At 70.5% G+C, this 19,091-nt stretch carries 17 protein-coding genes; 9 read left to right on the top strand and 8 right to left on the bottom strand.

What is annotated here, in order from left to right:
- Nucleotides 1-4: 4 nt before the first annotated feature.
- Nucleotides 5-619: a PaaI family thioesterase gene (locus OCQ_RS25135; RefSeq protein WP_008262317.1), complete on the bottom strand. Its 615-nt coding sequence runs from the start codon at nucleotides 617-619 to the stop codon at nucleotides 5-7.
- Nucleotides 620-712: 93 nt separating this feature from the next.
- On the opposite strand from OCQ_RS25135, the gene OCQ_RS25130 reads away from it, so the two are divergent.
- From OCQ_RS25130 to OCQ_RS25125, 3 genes are all read left to right on the top strand, one after another.
- On the top strand, nucleotides 713-1,558 hold the full coding sequence (locus OCQ_RS25130; protein ID WP_008262316.1) for an SDR family oxidoreductase: 846 nt from the start codon (nucleotides 713-715) through the stop codon (nucleotides 1,556-1,558).
- Nucleotides 1,559-1,710: 152 nt separating this feature from the next.
- Nucleotides 1,711-1,875, top strand: a complete 165-nt coding sequence (locus tag OCQ_RS26845) for a hypothetical protein (RefSeq protein ID WP_008262315.1) — start codon at nucleotides 1,711-1,713, stop codon at nucleotides 1,873-1,875.
- A gap of 24 nt (nucleotides 1,876-1,899) precedes the next feature.
- On the top strand, nucleotides 1,900-2,511 hold the full coding sequence (locus tag OCQ_RS25125; RefSeq protein WP_008262314.1) for a class I SAM-dependent methyltransferase: 612 nt from the start codon (nucleotides 1,900-1,902) through the stop codon (nucleotides 2,509-2,511).
- Here OCQ_RS25125 and OCQ_RS25120 read toward each other — a convergent pair.
- Complete coding sequence (locus OCQ_RS25120; protein ID WP_008262309.1) at nucleotides 2,491-3,036, bottom strand: CGNR zinc finger domain-containing protein; 546 nt, start codon at nucleotides 3,034-3,036, stop codon at nucleotides 2,491-2,493. The two genes, OCQ_RS25125 and OCQ_RS25120, sit on opposite strands and share 21 nt — an antisense overlap.
- Nucleotides 3,037-3,184: 148 nt before the next feature.
- Here OCQ_RS25120 and OCQ_RS25115 point away from each other — a divergent pair, with 148 nt between their 5' ends.
- Together OCQ_RS25115 and OCQ_RS25110 are read left to right on the top strand one after the other, a co-directional pair.
- Nucleotides 3,185-3,880: an SDR family oxidoreductase gene (locus OCQ_RS25115; protein ID WP_008262306.1), complete on the top strand. Its 696-nt coding sequence runs from the start codon at nucleotides 3,185-3,187 to the stop codon at nucleotides 3,878-3,880.
- A 58-nt stretch (nucleotides 3,881-3,938) separates the two neighbouring features.
- Nucleotides 3,939-4,391, top strand: coding sequence for an SRPBCC family protein (locus tag OCQ_RS25110; RefSeq protein ID WP_008262303.1), 453 nt, complete (start codon nucleotides 3,939-3,941; stop codon nucleotides 4,389-4,391).
- Nucleotides 4,392-4,408: 17 nt separating this feature from the next.
- Here OCQ_RS25110 and OCQ_RS25105 read toward each other — a convergent pair whose 3' ends face one another.
- The 3 genes from OCQ_RS25105 to OCQ_RS25095 all read right to left on the bottom strand — a co-directional run bounded on the left by OCQ_RS25105 (nucleotide 4,409) and on the right by OCQ_RS25095 (nucleotide 7,284).
- On the bottom strand, nucleotides 4,409-5,155 hold the full coding sequence (locus OCQ_RS25105; RefSeq protein WP_008262302.1) for a methyltransferase domain-containing protein: 747 nt from the start codon (nucleotides 5,153-5,155) through the stop codon (nucleotides 4,409-4,411).
- A 97-nt stretch (nucleotides 5,156-5,252) separates the two neighbouring features.
- Nucleotides 5,253-6,638 carry an adenylate/guanylate cyclase domain-containing protein gene (locus OCQ_RS25100; protein ID WP_009954459.1) on the bottom strand — a complete coding sequence of 462 codons (1,386 nt, stop codon included), beginning with the start codon at nucleotides 6,636-6,638 and terminating at the stop codon, nucleotides 5,253-5,255.
- Between the two features lie 40 nt (nucleotides 6,639-6,678).
- The gene (locus OCQ_RS25095; protein WP_008262290.1) at nucleotides 6,679-7,284 is read right to left on the bottom strand and encodes a TetR/AcrR family transcriptional regulator; all 606 of its coding nucleotides are present in this window, start codon (nucleotides 7,282-7,284) and stop codon (nucleotides 6,679-6,681) included.
- 186 nt (nucleotides 7,285-7,470) lie between these two features.
- Between OCQ_RS25095 and OCQ_RS25090 the strand changes: the two genes are divergently transcribed.
- Nucleotides 7,471-8,445 carry an oxygenase MpaB family protein gene (locus OCQ_RS25090; protein ID WP_050989431.1) on the top strand — a complete coding sequence of 325 codons (975 nt, stop codon included), beginning with the start codon at nucleotides 7,471-7,473 and terminating at the stop codon, nucleotides 8,443-8,445.
- Between the two features lie 146 nt (nucleotides 8,446-8,591).
- Nucleotides 8,592-9,356 carry an SDR family oxidoreductase gene (locus OCQ_RS25085; RefSeq protein WP_008262286.1) on the top strand — a complete coding sequence of 255 codons (765 nt, stop codon included), beginning with the start codon at nucleotides 8,592-8,594 and terminating at the stop codon, nucleotides 9,354-9,356.
- 83 nt (nucleotides 9,357-9,439) lie between these two features.
- Here the strand turns inward: OCQ_RS25085 and OCQ_RS25080 are convergent, their stop codons facing one another.
- The gene (locus OCQ_RS25080; protein WP_038538215.1) at nucleotides 9,440-10,183 is read right to left on the bottom strand and encodes a cutinase family protein; all 744 of its coding nucleotides are present in this window, start codon (nucleotides 10,181-10,183) and stop codon (nucleotides 9,440-9,442) included.
- Between the two features lie 300 nt (nucleotides 10,184-10,483).
- Between OCQ_RS25080 and OCQ_RS25075 the strand changes: the two genes are divergently transcribed.
- Nucleotides 10,484-11,389 carry an SDR family NAD(P)-dependent oxidoreductase gene (locus OCQ_RS25075; RefSeq protein WP_014386102.1) on the top strand — a complete coding sequence of 302 codons (906 nt, stop codon included), beginning with the start codon at nucleotides 10,484-10,486 and terminating at the stop codon, nucleotides 11,387-11,389.
- Complete coding sequence (locus tag OCQ_RS25070) at nucleotides 11,379-12,950, top strand: AMP-binding protein (protein WP_014386101.1); 1,572 nt, start codon at nucleotides 11,379-11,381, stop codon at nucleotides 12,948-12,950. Before OCQ_RS25075 ends, OCQ_RS25070 begins: the two co-directional genes overlap by 11 nt.
- Before the next feature lie 63 nt (nucleotides 12,951-13,013).
- Here the strand turns inward: OCQ_RS25070 and OCQ_RS25065 are convergent, their stop codons facing one another.
- Nucleotides 13,014-17,846, bottom strand: coding sequence for a cation-translocating P-type ATPase (locus tag OCQ_RS25065; RefSeq protein WP_014386100.1), 4,833 nt, complete (start codon nucleotides 17,844-17,846; stop codon nucleotides 13,014-13,016).
- 171 nt (nucleotides 17,847-18,017) lie between these two features.
- Nucleotides 18,018-18,971 (bottom strand): sigma-70 family RNA polymerase sigma factor, encoded by a 954-nt coding sequence (locus OCQ_RS25060; protein WP_014386099.1) that lies wholly within the window; start codon nucleotides 18,969-18,971, stop codon nucleotides 18,018-18,020.
- Between the last annotated feature and the right edge of the window lie 120 nt (nucleotides 18,972-19,091).

Here is a 19,091-nt window from a genome sequence, read left to right as displayed (position 1 = left end):
TCCGCTATTCCGCCGCCGGTCTGGGATGAATGAAAATACCCTCGGCCTCCACCGTGACGCCGTGCTCGTCGGCCAGGTGACCGACGGCGAACGTCTTGACGCCCTCCACACGCTCGACATGAGCCTGGGCCCGTAGTGGCCGTCCCAGCGCCGTGGGGCGCCGGTACCGCAGCGTGAGCGTGCCGGTGAACGCGGGCTTGTCGGGCTGGTGCGCGGTCGCGCCCAGCACATGATCGAGCACCAGCGCGCACACGCCGCCGTGCACGGTGTCCGGCGGGCCCTCGTAGGCGGCGCCCAGCACGAACTCCGACCACACCAGTCCGTCGGGTTCGTGATGGATGACCAGCGGCGGTGCGATCGGGTTGCGCAGGCCCACCACCGCGTTGCCCCACGCGATGGTCTGGCCATCGGGATTGCGGTGCACGCCGAACGGCCCGGGCTTCAACGCCCCGCTCAATTCCGCTGCCGCACTGTCGATCTTGGACGTGGCCGCCGCCACCGCCGCGGCGCCGGCCTCGGTGCGGATGCTGATATCGATGAGCCGGCGAAGCGATTCGGCCAGCGGCGCGTAGACCGACTCGAGCTCGCCGAAGTCGATGCAGGGCGTTTGGTCATGCATCTTCGCAACTTAACTCAGGTGTCCACCCAGCGGGCGGCGCCCCTCGGAAGCGTCCGGCGGGCCGGGCATACTGCCTGGGGAAGGAGGACCTCGATGGGGACCTACGCGATCACCGGATCGGCGTCCGGGATGGGGCGCGAGACCGCGCAGCGCCTCCGGGACGGCGGGCACACCGTCATCGGAGTCGACATCAAGGACGCCGACGTCGTCGCCGATCTGTCGACGCCACACGGGCGTAGCGAGGCCGTCGAGCGCGTCCTGGCGGCATCGGGCGGCAGGCTCGACGGCGCCGTGCTTGCGGCCGGACTCGGGCCCAGTCCCGGGCCGGATCGCCTTCGCCAGATCGCCCAGGTCAACTATTTCGGGGTCGTCGACTTACTGACCGCCTGGCGGGCGGCGCTGGCGGCCTCCGGGCGCGCCAAAGCCGTTGTCGTCGCCAGTAATTCGACGACGACCGTGCCCGCGGTGCCCCGCCGGGCCGTGAGGTCCCTGCTCGCGCACGACGCCGACAAGGCGTTGCGCTCGGTGCGGCTGTTCGGACCGGCCGCGCCGACCATGATGTACGCGGCCTCGAAAATCGCTGTCAGCCGTTGGGTGCGGCGGCATGCGGTGCTGCCCGAGTGGGCCGGGTCCGGCGTGCGCCTCAACGCCCTGGCGCCGGGTGCGATCATGACTCCGCTTCTGGCCGAACAGTTGTCGGACCCGCGGCAGGCCAAGGCCGTCGAATCGTTTCCGGTCCCGGTCGGTGGTTTCGGCGACCCGGGGCAGATGGCAGAGTGGATGTGCTTCATGTTGTCGGACGCCGCCGACTTCCTGTGCGGCACGGTCATATTCGTCGACGGCGGCACCGATGCCTATTTCCGGTCCGACGACTGGCCGAAGGCCGTGCCGGTGGGCCGATTGTCCGGGTACCTGCGCCGGTTCAGGGCCTTTCCATAAATTCTGCTGTTGCGTGCCTTTCGATATACCGGGAATGTGCGCTATCCCACAGCGCGGCTTTTCGTGACGTTTACCTCGGCGCGGCGTCCACGCAAAACGGCTGTGGTGCAATTGAATGAATCGGCGCACGGCCGAAAAACAAAGGATCAACTGTGACCACTCTTCCGTCCTGGGTCAGCCAGGGCTCCGCCAACCTCGACGTGGGCGCGCCCCTGAAGGCGCGCGCCTGCGACGCGCTGTACGCGGTCCTCGGCAGCAAGCGGCGCCCGGGGGCCACCGCCCCGCGCATCATGCCCAGGGGCGTCGAACGCTGCTGACGTCCGTCGGTCAGACTGGCAACGGTGCCTGAATACGCGAAGCACGACGACTACTGGAACCACAATTCCGCCTATCACCCGTGGCTGGTCGGCCTCGCCGCGCGGCGGCACGGCGATGTCTTCGACGTCGGGTGCGGCGAAGGGCTGCTGGCCCAGCGGTTGGCCGCGGTGTCCCGCAGCGTTGTCGGCATCGATGCCGACCCGGTCTCGGTGTGGCGCGCGGCGCAGCGATTGCAGTCCATCGACAACGCGTCGGTGGAACATGGGCGGTTCGAGGACCTCGATGGGGCCGAGCGGCGCTACGACCTGATCACCTTTGTGGCCAGTCTGCATCACCTGCCGCTGCGCGATGCCCTGCACAAAGCGCGTCAAATGCTGCGGCCCGCCGGGCAACTGGCCGTCGTCGGGCTGTCCGCCAACAAGAGCATCGCCGACTGGGTGTGGGCCGGCCTGTGCGTGCCGGGGGCGCGCGTCGGCGGGTTACTGCATCGGGAGACCCGCGACATCGGGGTGCCCGTTGCCGATCCCCGGGAGGGCCTCGACGAGATCCGGCGTGTCGCCGCCGACGTCTTACCCGGGGCCGCCATCCGGCGGGGCCTCTATTACCGTTACCGCCTACTGTGGCGAAACCGCTGAGCGCGTTGCCTTTTCGCGTTCGCGCCGGCGCGCCCGGGACGCCCGCAGGTTGACGGCGTTGCCGCACGTCTTGACGTCGTGCCAGACCCCGCTGTTGTTCTTCGAGCGGTCGTAGAACGTCGACCCGCACCGGTGGTTGTGGCAGCGCTTGATCCGCCGCCAGGTGTCGGCGTGCTGGCTCAGCAGGATTTCGCCCCACAACGCCGAGGCCAACCAGCGCCACCCGTTGCCGCTGGGATCAAGCCGCACCTCACCGGCATCGGACAGCCCGAAGGACGCGACGACACCGTGGGCGCCCCGAGACCTCGGCGGTTCGCCGTCCACCATCCGCTCGATGGTGGACCGCACCGCGCGAAGCCTGCCTAAATCCGCCTCACCCAGCTCCGGTGGCGACACGTCCACGCCGCGCGCGGACGACCAGGCCCGCACCGCGGCGTCCGCCCACTCGCGCGCCTGGCCCGGGTCGGCCAGCAGGTCCGGTCCGTACCCGTCGACGCCCCTCGTGTTGAGGAAGTCCTGGACCAAGCCCAGGCCTCCAGGCGCCGCGGCGCAGCCGTATCGCTGTGACGCAATCCACGATGAAGACATAGGCAAATACTACTTGACTGCGTCGCTGCCGACAACTAGCTTGACGTAATCAAAGCAATTTTGCCTCAGTCAAAGGAGCAGGATCATGGTCAACGTCAACGGAGCGGCCGTGGTGGTCACCGGCGGGCAGCGCGGTCTCGGCAAGGCCATCGTGGCCGAGTTGTTGGACAGGGGCGCGGCGAAGATCTACGCGACGGCGCGGGTGCCGAAGCCCAGTGAGGACCCCCGCGTGATCGGCGTCGAATTGGACGTCACCCGGCCGGACTCGGTGGCCGCGCTGGCGACGACGGCGGCCGACGCAGAAATCGTCATCAACAATGCCGGCGTTCTCGGCGCCCGGACCCTGCTCGACAGCGACATCGAAGAGGTGCGAGCGGTCTTCGAGACGAACTACTTCGGCGCGCTGCGCGTCGCCAAGGCATTCGCACCCGTCCTGGCCGACAACGGCGGTGGTGCCCTCGTCGACATCGCCTCGATCCTGTCCTGGATGCCCGGATCCGGTGGGTACGGCGACTCCAAGGCCGCCCTGTGGTCGATGACGAATTCCCTGCGTGCCGAACTGGAGAAGCAGGGCACCCTGGTCATTGCCGCGCATCTCAGCTTCACCGACACCGACATGACCTCCGGCTTCGACGCGCCCAAGAACGACCCGCGCCAGGTGGCACGCGCGATCGTCGACGGCATCGAGGCGGACGACAAGGAGGTGCTGGCCGACGACGATACCCGCTACGTGAAGGCGGCGCTGGCCGGACCGGTCGAGGCGCTGCCCCGGATGCCGTGAACCGCCCGGCTCGACGTGGCCCGGCGCGGCGGGCGGCGCTCCGTGTTTGGATAGCGGTATGTCCGATACCGAACGCATCGTGACCGCCACCCGGGTCATGTCGGCCAACGCCGCGCGGATCTTCGAACTGATCGCCGACCCGTCGCGCCAGCCGAGCTGGGACGGCAACGGCAATCTGGCGTCATCGGCGCCCGGTCAGCGCGTGCGCGCAGTGGGTGACGTGTTCAAGACCACGCTGACCAACGGCGCGGTGCGGGAGAACCATGTCACCGAGTTCGTCGAGGGCAGCAAAATCGCTTGGCGCCCAGCCGAACCCGGCAAGCAGCCGCCCGGTCACCTGTGGCGCTGGGAGCTCAGCCCGGTCAACGCCGAGCTGACCACGGTGACCCACACGTACGACTGGACGGAGCTGACCGACGCCACCCGCCTCGAGCGCGCCCGCGCGACGACGACGGACATGCTGCGCGAGTCGATGGATCGGCTCGCCGCGCTGGCGCAGAGCGCCGAATAACAAGCCGCCCGGAAAAGTCAGCCCAGCTTGGCGCGCACCCACTGGAAGGTGCCGACGTTCTTGACCCGAACGCTGCTAAATCCGTTGTCTTCCAAGGTGTCGCCGATCTCGTCGTCGTCGAACGCGTGCGCCCCGACGTTGGGCAGCAGCTGCCAATAGCGGGCCAGCCGCCCGGCCGTCGGGACCATGATCGCCACCCTGCCCCCGGGCCGCAGCACCCGCGCGATCTCGGCGAGCGCGGCCTTCGGGTCCGGAACCAGTTGCAGCACGGCGGTCGACACCGCCGCGTCGAAGGTGTTGTCGCGCAGCGGAAGTCGCTGCGCATCGGCCTTGATGAAGCCGACCTGGGGCCCGGCCTCATTGCGGACGGCGCGGGCGAGCATCGGCTCGGAGATGTCGACGCCGAGGGCCAGCCCGTCGGGTCCGGCGGCCCGCGCCAGCGACGCGGTGACGTTGCCCGGTCCCGAGCCGACGTCCAGCGCGATACCGCCGGGCGGGATTTGCAACCACTCGAGCGGCAGCTGCCAGGCGCTGATCCACTGGCGAGCGAAGGCCTGGGCGTTGTCGTAGAGCATCGACCCGACTCGTGACGCCCACGCGGCCTGGATCGGGCCGGTGTTCTTCCCCACGCCGTCGTCGCCGGCCGAACCGGAGCCGAGCAGGTCGAGATAGCCGTGACTGACGTCGGGATCGGCCGGCGGATCGATGAGCAGGTCCAGTGCCCGCCGCAGCGCGGGAGGCAGCGTGATGTCCACGTCGGTCATGCGTAACTCCTTCGGGCAGCAGCCCCGAGCTGGACGCCAAATCGCACAGTGGGCTGGCGAAGATTCCCCCGTTGGGCAGCCTACGCCGCGCGCGGGGTTACCGGCGGACGGCGGCGTGCTCGCGGACGAGGGCGTAGAGGCGCCAGTAGCCCGGCACGCCCTTGAGGGCGGACTCGCCCCGGTCGCCGAAGCGGTGCCGCGATCCGGTGACGATGTCGCGCAGCGTCGAGGACACCAAGACCTCGCTCGGCCCGGCGAGGGCCGCCACCCGCGCGCCGATGTGCACGGCCATGCCGGCGATGTCGTCCTTGCCGGCGCCGCGCACCTCGACTTCGCCGGCGTGGATGCCGACCCGCACCTCGATGCCCAGCACTTGCACCGCGTCCACGAGAGCGTCGGCGCAGGCGAGCGCGGCGCTCGGGCTGCTGAACGTCGCGACGAATCCGTCCCCGGCGGTGTTGACCTCGCGGCCGCCGAAGCGCTGCAGTTCGTGCCGCACGATCCTGTCGTGGTTGTCCAGCAGGTCGCGCCAGCGGTAATCGCCGAGCTCGGCGGCGCGCTCGGTCGACCCGACGATGTCGGTGAACACGATGGTCGTGAGCAGCCGCTCGGCGTCAGAGGCGCCGCGGATCCCGGTGATGAACTCCTCGATCTCGTCCAGCATCGGCCCGGTGTCGCCCACCCAGTACAGGACGTCTTCGCCGGGGAGCTCGACCAGGCGCGACCCGGGGATGCGCTCGGCGAGGTAGCGCGCGTGCCCGACGGGGCTGAACCGCGGGTTGTCCCGGTGCAGGATCAGCGTCGGCACGCCGACCCGGTCCAGCCGGTCGCGCACGTCGCCCTCGCGGATCTTGCCGATGAACGCGCGCGCCATGCTGGGCGACGCCGCCCGGTTGCCGGCCATGTCCCACCACGACCGGAACGCGTCGTCGTGCGCGACGCTGGGGGCGATGATGCCGAGGATGTCGAAGCCCCGCTCGACGGCGTCCGGCTCGATGGCGACGGTGGTGTAGGGGTCGGCCTCGGCGAGATCGGAGCCGAACGGGTAGTCGGGGGCGCGCAGCGTGCGCGCCTGGCCGTTCACGATCACCAGGCTGTTCACCCGCTCGGGGAAATCGGCGGCGAGAACCACCCCGGCCAGCGACGTGAAGCTCGGAGCCAAGATCGTCGCGCGCTCGCATCCGACCGCGTTCATGACCGCGATCGCGTCGTTGGCCCAGGATTCCGCGCCGATCATGTCCAGCGACGGGACCCGGGAGGACAGCCCGATCCCGCGTTGGTCGAAGCGGATCACCCGGCAGAAGGACGCCAGGCGCCGATGAAAGCGGTACATCGACGGCTCGCTGTCGACGCAGTCGATGGGGATGAACGGGCCCGGCAGCACGAGCAGGTCGATCGGGCCATCGCCGAAGACCTGATAGGCGATGTCGATCTCGCCGCAACTGGCATACCGGGTCCGTGGAGCCGCAGAACTCCCAGCCACGGGTCGAGCGTAGTTCAGGGCACCGACACCGCAACGGCCTTCAGGGGCCGATGATCGGAACCAGATAGCGGGCGGCGTACTCGCGCACTGCCGCCGGGTCCGAGGTGTCGAGCCGGTCGGTGGGAAAGACGATGATGCCGAGCGCGACGCGCAGCAGGATGTCGGCGACGTTGTCCAGGTCGGTCCCGGACATCTCGGCGCCGCACCGCCGCAGGGTATGGGCGATCCCGTCGGCGAACTGGCGGATCGGGAACACGTGCGACCGGGAGAACATCCCGAACAGCTCCGGCTCGCTTTCGGCGATCCGCGAATACAGCGGCGAGTCCTGCACCAGGCGCACCCCGAGCGCGAACGCCTCGACCACGGCCTCCCGCGGATCACACCCCGCCGTGGCCTGATCGAGCGTGCTGAAGAACAGCTCGGCCTCGCGCCGCACTACCTGCCCGAACAGCTTCTCCTTGGTCGGAAAACGGCGATAGATGGTGCTGCGGCTGACCCCGGCCCGGGTGGCGACGTCGTCGATATTGGCCCGACGCACGCCGTAGGTCTCGAACACGCCGCGCGCGGTGTCCAGGATGGTGCGATCGAGATCGGTCAGCGCCTCGGCGGAAGCGGAGTGAGAGGCCGAGCCCGGTTCGGACTGCATGATTGGCGGCATCGTATCAACTCTCCGGCACGGTTCATCGGCGCTTTTCGGCGCGAGGAAAGCGGCGCGGCCCACCGGCGATGTGCGAGGCCGCGGGACGGCTGCTAGGCTCTGAAACAAAGATACGACTTTGTGTCACTGGTTCACAACGCGTGGCCGGCTCAGCGCGTGCATGAGGAGGTGGGCATGACCGCCCAGAACGACGAACTCGCCGCCCCGAGCGCGGGATCGCGTTTCGACAGCGGCGTGCGCGAGGCCGTGCCCATGCCCACCGACGGCCCCGACTGGTCGGCCACCGACGACACGTCACCGCGCCTGGGGCCCGATTCGTTGATCTGGAAGTTCTACGGAGACAACCGAACCCAGCTGTTCGGATTCCAGCGCACCGCCGGGGTCGAGAACTGCATCGAGCAGCTCGCGCAGGGCGTGCTGGACCACTCCGTGATCTTCAGCGACACGCTGGGCCGGGCCAAGCGGACCGCGCCTCCGCTGATGAACACGGTCTACTCCGAGGACCCCCACGAGTGGGGGCGAAAGGTGCGGGACTTCCACAAGACCATCAAGGGCACGATCAGCGACGGCTCGCGGTATCACGCGTTGAACCCGGAGCTGTTCTACTGGGCCCACGCCAGCTTCGTCGACCAGGTCATCTACAACACCGACACCTTCATCCGGCGGCTGTCACACGCCGAGAAGGAGCAGATCTTCAACGAGGGCAAGGTCTGGTACAGCCTCTACGGCGTCAGCGACCGCGGCCAGCCGCAGACCTACGACGACTTCGTGGCCTACTGGGACGAGATGCTGGACCGGTTCGTCCCGCACAAGACCGTGCTGTACGGCACCGGCTACATCCGCAAGGGCATCCCGGGCCCGCGCTGGATGCCCAAGCCGATCTGGAACGTGGTGTCGGCTCCGCTGAACGCCTATACCCGGCTGGTCGTCGTCGGAACGCTGCCGCCGCAGATGCGCGAGGTGTGCCAGCTGCACTGGGATGCCAAGAAGGAGAAGCGATTCCAGCGCTTCGCCGGGGTCATCCGGGCGCTCAACCCGCTGATCAACCGACTCCCCGTCAAGGCGCTCTACACCCCTTGGGCGGCCCGGGCGTGGGCCCGCGCCGGCGTCGACCCGCGGAAGTTGCACAACCGGGCCGCCGCGGCATAATCCCGCCTCCGGCGGCCCGCCCTCCCAGGGTGCCGGCCGTGACATCGCGCGGGTGGATAGGGCATCGTGGTTAGCCGGCTTCCCAACGGGGCATTCCGCTGCGTCGGTCGGGTGTGCCGGTCGAGCGAATCCGAAGGAGAACCGCGATGCAAATGACGGGCAATACGGTTCTGGTCACCGGCGGTGGTAGCGGAATCGGCCGCGGTCTGGCCGAATCTTTTCACCGGCTGGGCAACCAGGTGATCATCGCCGCCCGACGCAGCGACCAGCTACGGGCCGTCGCAGAGGCCAACCCGGGCATCCAAACCCTGTCGCTCGATCAGGGTGACGCCGCCGACATCCGGCGGTTCGCCACCGAGGTGACCGACCACTACCCGGACCTCAATGTGCTGATCAACAACGCCGGCATCCAGCGGGTCGAGGACCTCACCAGCGGCAATGTCGGCCTGGCCGAGCAGTCCGTCGCCATCAATCTGCTGGGCCCCATGCGGCTGACCGCGTCGTTGCTGCCGGCGCTGCTGCGCAAGTCGCACGCCACCATCCTCAACGTCACGTCGGGCCTGGCGTTCATGCCCAGCGCGCTTACCCCCACCTACTGCGCCTCCAAGGCGGCGCTGCACTCCTACACCGAATCGCTGCGCTTCCAGCTGCGCGACACCTCGGTCCAGGTGATCGAGATCATCCCGCCGCACGTGCGCACCGCCCTGCAGGGCGAGCGGGGATTCGATCCCAGGGCGATGCCGCTCGACGAGTACATCACCGAGACGATGACGCTGCTGCAGACGCAGCCACAGGCCAACGAGATCGTGGTGGAGCGCGTCAAGATGTTCCGCTACGCCGAGCGTGACGGCACCTACGACGACATCTATCCGCGGTTCAACGAGACGATCACCGCCATGTTCGGCAGCTAGCGCCGCCCCCTGTACGCCCGCGGGGCGCGGGCCGAGACCCCGTGTGACACAGGGCGATAAAACCCCGCCAGCGGGTTAGCCGCTCACTCTCCGAAACCGCCGTGCGGCGACGCGACCGACATCGCGCCGGGGCTACCCATGCCGAGGTGGCTGGAGGCGAAGGCGACGCCTTTGTCGATGATGGAGCCGTCGTCGGCGTAGGTGTTGTGGGCGGCGAAGTTCATGCCGTCGGAGCAGACGGGGTCTTCGGTGGCGCAGACTTTGAGGGTTTTGTCTTGGTAGGCGGGTCCGATGACGACGGGGGGTTCGCCGAGGAAGTTCATGGCGCGCACGTTGGGCATGCCGAAGAGCACGACTGAGGAGACGTGGTTGGCGACGTCGGGGGACAGGGGTTTGGGGACGGTGGCGGGGTCGATGCCTTCGGGGACGGCGGCGGAGGTGACAAAGCCCATGACGGCGGCGCCTTGGGAGTAGCCGCCGAGGACCATTTTGGTGTTGGGGCAGTCATGGGCCATGGAGACGACGTGGGCGCCGGCGTCGCGGATGCCGTCGATGCCGGTGTCCCATTGGTCGGTGGCGGGGTAGTTGACGGGGTAGACGTCGAAGGAGCGGTCGCCGACGCGTTGGTGCAGGGCGTCGACGAAGGCTTGGCCGGTGGGGCCGACGCCGGGTTCTTCGCCGGTGCCGCGGGCGAAGACCACTTGCACGTCGGGACATTGGGCGGCGGCGGTGGGGATGAGGGAACCGGAGACGGCCGAGGCGGCCATGCCCGATGCGGCGATAACTACTGCTGGACCAAAAGAACGAACCATGTGACGCGCAAACATGCCGCCATTGTGCCCATTCGACACGCGGCCTAAACAATGGAAACGCCGAAATTACCGTGTTCTCATAAAAGAACCGCCGCTGCTGCGGTCGGAGCGAGATCGGTTGTGCGCGGCGCTCATCCGGCGTGAGCGCCCCGGCACCTTGCGTCCCGCCCCTCATTGCGAGTGCCACCGGGTCGTCTCGGCCGGGCCGAAGCGCGGACCCGGGCCGCAATGTGGTCTGCTACTTGTAGTTACGGGTCGGGACACGGTTGAGCAGCAGCCACGTCCCGGCCAGCGGCTCGAATGAATGCGGCAGCGATGTTGAACGCAGTAGCCCAGGCCCTCAACGCGGTCCTCACCGCGGCGGGCGACCACGTGGCCAATCCGGCGCGGGTGTCGGATCCCGACAAGCTGCGCGCCGCCACCTCCGGCAAGACCGCGTTGGTGACCGGCGCCTCCTACGGCATCGGCGAGGCGACCGCGCGCAGGCTCGCGGCCGCCGGCGCGACCGTGCTGGCGGTCGCCCGGTCCGAGGGAAGGCTCGGGGACCTGACGGCGTCGATCCACGCCGGCGGCGGGCACGCGGTCGCCTACCCGACCGACCTCACCGACGAATCCGCGGTGAGCGGCCTGGCCAAGCAGATCACCGAGGAGCACGGCCCGCTCGACATCGTGGTGAGCAACGCCGGCAAGTCGCTGCGCCGCTCGCTGCACCACCAGTACGACCGCCCGCACGACTTCCAGCGCACCATCGACATCAACTACCTGGGGCCCGTCCGGCTGCTGCTGGGACTCGTGCCCGCGATGCGCGACAACGGCAGCGGGCACATCGTGAACGTGTCCAGCGTCGGCGTGCGGGTGGCGCCGGGCCCGCAGTGGGGCGCCTATCAGGCATCGAAGGGGGCGTTCGACCGCTGGCTGCGCAGCGTGGCTCCGGAACTGCACGCCGACGGCGTCGACGTCACGACCATCTACTTCGCGCTGGTCCGCACCCGCATGATCGCGCCCACGCCCCTGCTCGGCCGGTTCCCCGGCTTGTCACCGGATGACGCCGCCGACGTCATCGCGAAAGCGGTCATCGAGCGGCCCCGCACCCTGGAGCCGCCCTGGGTGCTGCCGGCCGAGTTTGCCTCGGTGCTGTTGGCCGGGCCGGCCGACCACGCCGCCCGGCTGTGGCACCGCCGATTCCTCACCGATTCCGACGGGGGCGACCGTGACCACTGACCGCGTCGCCACCACCGCCGCCCGCGCCCTGGTGCACTCCGGCCTGCTCACCCCGCCGTCGCCGGCGGCGGGCGTGCGGCTGCTTCGCGAGGCGCGCCGGGGCGGCACGAACCCCTACACGCTGCTGGCGGTCACGGCGGCCCGCTGGCCCGACCGCACGGCGATCGTCGACGACGACGGCGCCCTGAGCTACCGCGAGCTGCAACGCGAAACCGAGTCCCTGGCGCGGCGGTTGGCCGCGGACGGGGTCGCGCCCGGCCGGGCGGTCGGGGTCATGTGCCGCAACGGGCGCGGCTTCGTCGCCGGTGTCTTCGCCGCCGCGCTGCTGGGCGCCGACGTCGTCCCGGTCAGTACGGAGTTCCGCAGCGACGCGCTGGCGGCCGCCGTGCAGGCCCACCGCATCTCAACGATGGTCGCCGACAACGAATTCGCCGAGCGGATAAGGGCCGCCGACGAATCGGTCGTCACGGTCGACCCGGCCACGGTCACCGCCGAGGAAGGCGCCCGGCGGCCGCGGGTGGCCGCGCCCGGACGTATCGTGCTGCTGACGTCGGGCACCACCGGCAAACCCAAAGGGGTGCCGCGCGCACCGCAGCTGCGCTCCGCCGTGGGGGTCTGGGTGACCATCCTCGACCGCACCCGGTTGCGTACCGGTTCGCGAATCTCGGTGGCAATGCCGATGTTTCACGGCCTGGCGCTCGGCATGCTGATGCTGACGATCGCCCTCGGCGGCACCGTGCTCACGCATCGCCAGTTCGACGCCGAGGCCGCGCTCGCCCAGGCGTCGCTGCACCGCGCCGACGCCTTCACCGCGGTGCCCGTCGTCCTCGCGCGCATCCTCGAGCTGCCCGAGCGGGTGCGGGCGCGCAACCCGGTGCCGCACCTGCGCGTGGTGATGTCCAGCGGCGACCGCCTGGATCCCACGCTGGGGCAGCGATTCATGGACACCTACGGGGAGATCCTCTACAACGGCTACGGCTCCACCGAGGTCGGCATCGGATCCCTGGCGACGCCCGCGGACCTGCGCGAGGCCCCCGAAACCGTCGGGCGGCCGGTGGCGGGCTGCCCGGTGCGGATCCTCAACAAGAGCGACCGACCGGTGGGGCCGCGGGTGACCGGACGCATCTTCGTCGGCGGCGACCTGGCCGGCAAGGGCTACACCGAAGGCGCCGGGGAAGCCAAGGCCGTCGTCGACGGCATGACGAGCACCGGCGACATGGGCTACCTCGACAACGCCGGCCGCCTGTTCATCGTCGGCCGCGAAGACGACATGATCATCTCGGGCGGCGAGAACGTCTATCCGCGCGCGGTCGAAAACGCGCTCGCCCGCCACCCCGCCGTCGCCGACAACGTGGTGATCGGCGTCCCCGACGAGCGGTTCGGCCAACGGTTGGTGGCGTTCGTGGTGGCGCGGCCCGGCAGCGACATCGACGTGCCGGAGCTCCGGGAGTACTTGAAGAGCCGCGTCTCGCGCTTCGAACAACCCCGCGACATCAACGTCGTAGACCGCATCCCGCGCAACCCGACCGGCAAGGTGCTGCGCAGGGAGCTGTCCGGCTGAACAGGATCGTCCGGCTCCTTACTCGCGCCGCTCCACGGCGCTCGCCGTCGCCGGACCGCGCGATCACTCCTCGGCGGGCTCCAACGCGGCGACCTGCTTGGCCAGCCAGTTGGGCGCCAGCGCCGAGATCACGGTGGCGCCCGCGGTGGAACCCAGCACCCCCGACCAGGCGACCGGACCCAGGGGCGTGCAGCCGAAGAACTGGCTGAGCACCGGGGTCTGCACGATGCCGACCAGCACACCGGCGCTGCCCAGCGCGGTCGCGATCACCAGCGGGCTGTGCCGGCGGGTCAGCAGCGTCTGCGCCAGCTGCGTCGTCACCAGGGCGGTCAAACCCATTGTCGCCGTGCGGCGTTCGGTGCCCGGCGTCCAGCGCCCGATGGCCCAGGCCGCCGTCGCCCCGGCCGCGGTCACCGCGCCGCGGGTGACGATCTGGCGCATCAGCGGCGCGTCGAGGGAAGGCGTGGGCCCGGTCAGCACCGCGCGCCGGTGCTGCCGGCGCGCCTCCTCGGCCTCCTCGGGCGACGCGTACTCGGCTTCGTCGGGCTCGACGTATTGCGACGTGACCGCCACCGCGAGCGCGGGGAACATGTCGGTGAGCAGGTTGACCAGCAGCAGCTGGCGGGTGCCCACCGGTGCACGGCCGGCGCCGAAGGCGGTGCCGATGATGGTGAACAGCACTTCACCGACGTTGCCGCCGACCAGAATCGTCACGGCGTCCCGGACGCCCGCCCACATGCTGCGGCCCTCGACCAGGGCGTCCATCAGCACGCCCAGATCCTCGTCGGTCAAGACGATGTCCGCGGCGCCGCGGGCGGCCGACGAACCCCGCCCGCTCACCCCGATCCCCACGTCGGCCATCCGGATCGCCGCGGCGTCGTTGGCGCCGTCGCCGACCATCGCGGTCACCCGCCCGCAGCGCTGCAGCGCGGCCACGATCTGCACCTTCTGCTCCGGGCTGACGCGGGCGAAGACCTGCACGTCGGCGACCATCTTGGAGCACGCGTCCTCGTCGAGCCCGGCGAGTTCGGCGCCGGTGATCACCCGCGCGTCCGCGGGCAGGCCCAGCTGCCGGGCGATCGCCCGCGCGGTGATGGGGTGGTCGCCGGTGATCAGCACGACGTCGCGGTCGGCGTCGGTGAGCGCCTCGATCAACGGGCGCGCCGACGCCCGGGCGGTGTCCGCCAAGCCCACGTAGCCGAGCAGCTCGAGGTCCTCGGCCGCGGCGTCCACGGCGTCGGCGTCGGTGTCGTCGTCGTCGGTCTCGTGCTTCCAACCGCGCTGCGCCACCGCGAGCACCCGCAGGCCCTGTTCGGCGAGACCGCGGACGACGCCCTCGGCCCGTTCCTGGTCGGCCTGCGGGTCGGCGAACCGACAGCGCGGCAGGATGACCTCGGGCGCGCCCTTGAGGATCAGCACCGGCGCGTCGGCGGGATGCCCGTTGGAGCTGCCCAGCGCGCCGATCGCGGCGGCGAAGCCGCGACTGGACTCGAAGGGCACCTCGGCGATCATCGTCCAGTCCGAATCGCCATAACCGTTCAGCGAATTCGCGGCGGTGAGGATCGCCTCGTCGGTGGCGTGGGCATGGCCCTGGCCGTCCTGCGGCTGGGCGGACGCCCGCGCGGCGGCCCGCAGCAGCCCCGCCGATTGCGGATCGGTCAGTTGGGGCAGCGGGTCGTGCGGGTCGACCCCGACCGGCACGGCGCACACCACGCGTAGCCGGTTCTCGGTGAGCGTGCCGGTCTTGTCGAAACAGATGGTGTCGACGCGGCCCAGCGCTTCGATGGTGCGCGGCGCGCGGACCAGCGCGCCGCGGGCCGTCAGCCGCTGGGCGGCCGAGAGCTGGGAGAGGGTGGCCACCAGGGGCAGCCCCTCCGGCACGGCGGCCACCGCGATCGCGACGCCGTCGGCCACCGCCTGGCGCAGCGGGGCGCGGCGCAGCAGCGCCAACGCCGACACCGTCGCACCTCCGGCCAGCGTCAGCGGCAGCACCTTGCTGGTGAGTTCCCGCAGCCGCGCCTGGATTCCGGCCGCCGTCTCGACGTCGGCGACCGCCGAAATCGCGCGGTGCGCGGCGGTCCCGACGCCGGTGGCCACCACGATCGCCCGGGCGTGGCCGGCCACGATGGTGCTGCCCTCGAAGAGCATGCTGGCCCGGTCGGGGTCGTTGACGGCGACGGGGTCCACCTGCTTGTCCACCGGCAGCGACTCGCCGGTGAGCAGGGACTCGTCGACCTCGAGGTCCTCGGCCACCAACAGGCGGGCGTCGGCCGGCACCACCTCGGGGGCGGCCAGATCGATGACGTCGCCGGGCCGCAGCGACTTCGCGGACACCGTCGCCGTGCGGGTGGCGTGCTTGGCCGCCTCGAGCCGGCGGCGCGTCGTTGCGACCGCGGGGACGACCACCCGGCGCACCATCTGGTCCTGCTCGGCGAACAGCTCGGCGGCCGCGGATTCGGCCCGCAGACGTTGCGCCCCACCGGTTATCGCGTTGACGGTCATGACTCCCGCGACCAGCAGCGCGTCGATGTTGCTGCCGACGATCGCCGACGCGGCCGCCCCGACGGCCAGGATCGGGGTCAGCGGATCGGCGAGCTCGGTCCGGGTCGCCGACGCCAGCCGGGCCATGTTGTGCAGCGGCTTGCGCAGGGGCGCCAGGCCCGGGCTGTAGGACAGGTCGTCGAGACGGCGCCGCCACGAGGGTTCGGTCTCGACGGCCAGCGGCCGCGCGCCGCCGGCGAGCCGCGAATAGACGATCTCGGGATCCAGTGCGTGCCAGGCGGTCAGCGGTTGGGGGGTCGGGTCGGGCAGCCGCAGCACCCGGGTGGCCGAGAACGTTCCGGCCACCAGGGCCGTGGCCGCCGCGGCGTTGACCGGGTTGAGCCAGCGCCGAAAGCTCACCGGGTTGGTGGTCTTCTCCTGCTCACCGGTGACCAGCAGCAGCCCGGCCAACGTGGTGCCGCCCTGGGCCAGGTGCACCGCCGACTCGCTGGCCGATCGGGCCACCGGGATCGCCGAGAGGATCCGCACCGCGTCGGCCAGGTCGGTACCGGTGATGATGTCCGCGGTCCACGCCGTGGCGGCGCGCGGATCATCAAGCGCCACACCGACATCGGCGATCGCGAGCGCGGCCAGGGTGTCGGTCGACGCGAAGTCGCGGTGCAGCGCGGTGATCAGCAGCACCGGTCCGCGATCGGCCCGCAGCTCGCGGACCACGTTCAACAGCGGGGTGCCGGGCGGGTGCGTCGCGCCGACGCTGGCGGTCAGGTCTTCGGTCCCCGCGACGTGGCGGAGCACCACCCGCGCGCCGGTGCGGTGCGCGGTCTGGAACAGCGGGATCGCGTACGGGTCGACCTCCCAGCCCACGTCGACGCTGCCGACGCATTCGCCGTCGACGATCAGGTCGGCGCTTTCCAGGCCCTGCGCGGGCGTGGCCGAAGGCCCTTGATTGCGAACCCATTTCAGTCGTGCGCCGGTCGCCGGCAACTCGTCCGGGTCGGGCTCGGGCGCCTGTTCGCCGTGCAGCAGGGCGTCGGCGACCTCGTAGACCCGGTCGTCGTCCCAGCCGGGCGCGTCGCCGCGGACCCGCAGGACCGCGCGATGGTCGCCGCGCAGGGCGGCACCGTCGATGACGACCACCTTCACCCGATCCAGGCGGCGCAGCGCGCCCGGGTCGAGAACCAGCTGCCCGGAATTGGCGAGCCCGCGGCCCAAAATCGCCGCGAACGCCTGTCGGCCCATGTGCGCGGCCCGCGGCACCCCGGCTTCGATGGCCGCGGCCGCGTCGTCGGTGCCGCCGCCGGCCATCAGCGCGCTGACCGCGGCGATCAGCGAGCCGTTCGCCGCGGAATCGACGTAGCTCTCCACCGGCCCGGCCATCGAGCCCTTCGCCTTGTCCATCGCCGCGTCGATGGTTCCCCCGACCACGACGTGCGAAGCCTCGCCGGCCGCCGCGGCCGCCCAGCTGTGCCGGGGCACCTCCGACTTGGCGGACGAGATGACCGGGACCACCGGGGCCTGTGGCCGTTGCGGCGAGGCCAGGTGGGGTTCCCGGTCCCGCCACACCCGGCGGTGCGCCGCCGCCTCGGAGACCTGCAGGGTGCGCTGGGTCAGGTCGAGCATCGGCGTGCCGAACGACTGCGTCAGGCCATGGGCGGCGGCCGTCGTGGCGGCCAGCGCGATGTCGGTGCCCACCCGGCCCAGCCGCTCCTCGAGGATCGAGACCATGCGCGGTTGATGGTTGATGAGTGCGGCCGCGGCCCGGGTGGTCTGCGGCGCCGCGGGCAGCCGGGTCACCCATCCGGTCACCGCGGCGCCCATCGCGATCAGATCCAGTGCCGCCGCGGTGAGAGGCACCAGAATCGCCAGGGGGTTGCCCGGGTCGGCGAAGGGCGCGGACGGCGTCGCCGCCTCCGACTTCGACCAAGTGATGTCGGCGGCGATGGATGCGACGGTCGAGCGCACCTCGTCCAAGACGGCGTCGTGGTCCGTGCCGTCGGACAGTTCAACCACCAACCGGCCCAACGCACCCTCGACGTGCGCCTCGGCCACGCCCGGGATTCGGCGCACCGGCTCCTCGACGGCGGGCGCGTACTCGCCCCAGCGGGGGAACGGCAGCAACGGGTCCAGGTCCAGGTGCACGCGTTGCCCGCTGTGCCAGCGCACCGGCGGCGTGATCGGGGCGGCGGCGTTGTCGGTGGACGTGTCCGCACCGATTGCCCGGCCCGTGGTTTGAACCACCGATTGCAGGACGGGGCCCGCGAGCTCGGCGACCGGGCCGGCCAACGTCTGCAGCGCGCCGGCGGCCCCCGCCGCAGTCGACACGCCTGCCCGCACCACCTGCGCGGCTCCGCCGGCCACACCGGCGACGACGTCGGAAACGCCGGGAATCTTCACTCGTCACCCTTCAACTACGTCTCCCGCGCCTAATGATCCTGGCGTGTGAAGGACCTGTCCACACGTGGGGCGGGAAGGTAAACCGTCCGACGACATCGATGACGATGCGGGTCGATGCAGGTCGGGCTTCCCAAGATGGCAAGGGCTGCGATCACGTCCCTGGGACAAACATTACCGGGTTGCAGACAAACCAAACGCGCTGAACAAGTCGGGGTCGAGAAAGACGGTGATGCCGGCGATCCCGTCGCGACCGGGGGTCAAGACGTGGATCGAATGGGCCCGCAACACGTGATCGGCGGCGCGGCGGTACTCGGCGACGGCGGGTTGCGCGTTCGCGGCGGTCGGAACCATCGCGATATCGCCGGGCTGCGCCACCGCACGCTCGGCAAGGAACTTCAGCACCGTGTCCCGGCCGGCGAACCACACTGGGAGGGGCGGCATTTCGAGTTTGACGTCCGCCTGCAGCAGCGCGGTCAGCGCCGCCATGTCCGCGTTTTCGAATGCCGCGCAATACCGGTCGAGCAGTTCGCGCCGCCGGGCGTCGCCCGGCTCGGCCATCTGTTCCTCGCTGGGGGACAGCTCGGCGAGGTGGGCCCGGGCGCGCTGTAGCGAACTGTTGACCGCGGCCGGCGTGGTCTCCAGAAGCTCGGCGACCTCGGCGGCGCTGAACTGCACGACGTCGCGCAGGATCAGCACCGCGCGCTGGCGCGCCGGAAGCTCCTGAAGGGCGGTCATCACGGCCAGCCGCACGCTCTGCTTCGCGGTGAAGTCCTCCTCGGGGCTCTTGAACATCATGTCGTCCGGGATGGGTTCGAGCCACGCGTGTGCGCCCGCCGCACCGAGGTCGGCGTCCGGGTCCATCGAGCCCTCGCCCAGCCCGGCCGGCAGCACGCGGCGGGCGCGGTTTTCCAGTGCGCGCAGACAGGCCGTCGTCGCGATCCGGTACAGCCAGGTCTTCAACGCCGCGCGTTCCTCGAAGGCCTGATAGCCCCGCCAGCCCCGCAGATACGTCTCCTGCACGAGGTCTTCGGCGTCGTGCACCGAGCCCAGCATGCGGTAGCAATGCGCGATCAGCTCGGCACGAAACGGCGCCGCCCGCTCGACGAACTCCTCCTGCGCCGGCAATGCCCTCTCCTCTCGGCCGCGTGGTGAACCTACTCCTGTAGAGACATCCGGCCGCCGAAATTCATCGGCCGGCAGCGATGAATTCGGCCGCCCCGCCGTATCTCAATTAGTGAAGTCGCG

Origin of the sequence: Mycobacterium paraintracellulare, from assembly GCF_000276825.1 — a bacterium.
Classification (GTDB): domain Bacteria; phylum Actinomycetota; class Actinomycetes; order Mycobacteriales; family Mycobacteriaceae; genus Mycobacterium; species Mycobacterium intracellulare.
This window is presented reverse-complemented; position numbering and strand designations above follow the sequence as displayed.

What these genes read in the sequence shown, in the direction of transcription:
- OCQ_RS25135 (WP_008262317.1), bottom strand. Translation starts at nt 619, where the DNA reads ATGCATGACCAAACGCCCTGCATCGACTTCGGCGAGCTCGAGTCGGTC.
- OCQ_RS25130 (WP_008262316.1), top strand. Translation starts at nt 713, where the DNA reads ATGGGGACCTACGCGATCACCGGATCGGCGTCCGGGATGGGGCGCGAG.
- OCQ_RS25115 (WP_008262306.1), top strand. Translation starts at nt 3,185, where the DNA reads ATGGTCAACGTCAACGGAGCGGCCGTGGTGGTCACCGGCGGGCAGCGC.
- OCQ_RS25110 (WP_008262303.1), top strand. Translation starts at nt 3,939, where the DNA reads ATGTCCGATACCGAACGCATCGTGACCGCCACCCGGGTCATGTCGGCC.
- OCQ_RS25105 (WP_008262302.1), bottom strand. Translation starts at nt 5,155, where the DNA reads ATGACCGACGTGGACATCACGCTGCCTCCCGCGCTGCGGCGGGCACTG.
- OCQ_RS25095 (WP_008262290.1), bottom strand. Translation starts at nt 7,284, where the DNA reads ATGCAGTCCGAACCGGGCTCGGCCTCTCACTCCGCTTCCGCCGAGGCG.
- OCQ_RS25090 (WP_050989431.1), top strand. Translation starts at nt 7,471, where the DNA reads ATGACCGCCCAGAACGACGAACTCGCCGCCCCGAGCGCGGGATCGCGT.
- OCQ_RS25085 (WP_008262286.1), top strand. Translation starts at nt 8,592, where the DNA reads ATGCAAATGACGGGCAATACGGTTCTGGTCACCGGCGGTGGTAGCGGA.
- OCQ_RS25080 (WP_038538215.1), bottom strand. Translation starts at nt 10,183, where the DNA reads ATGTTTGCGCGTCACATGGTTCGTTCTTTTGGTCCAGCAGTAGTTATC.
- OCQ_RS25075 (WP_014386102.1), top strand. Translation starts at nt 10,484, where the DNA reads ATGTTGAACGCAGTAGCCCAGGCCCTCAACGCGGTCCTCACCGCGGCG.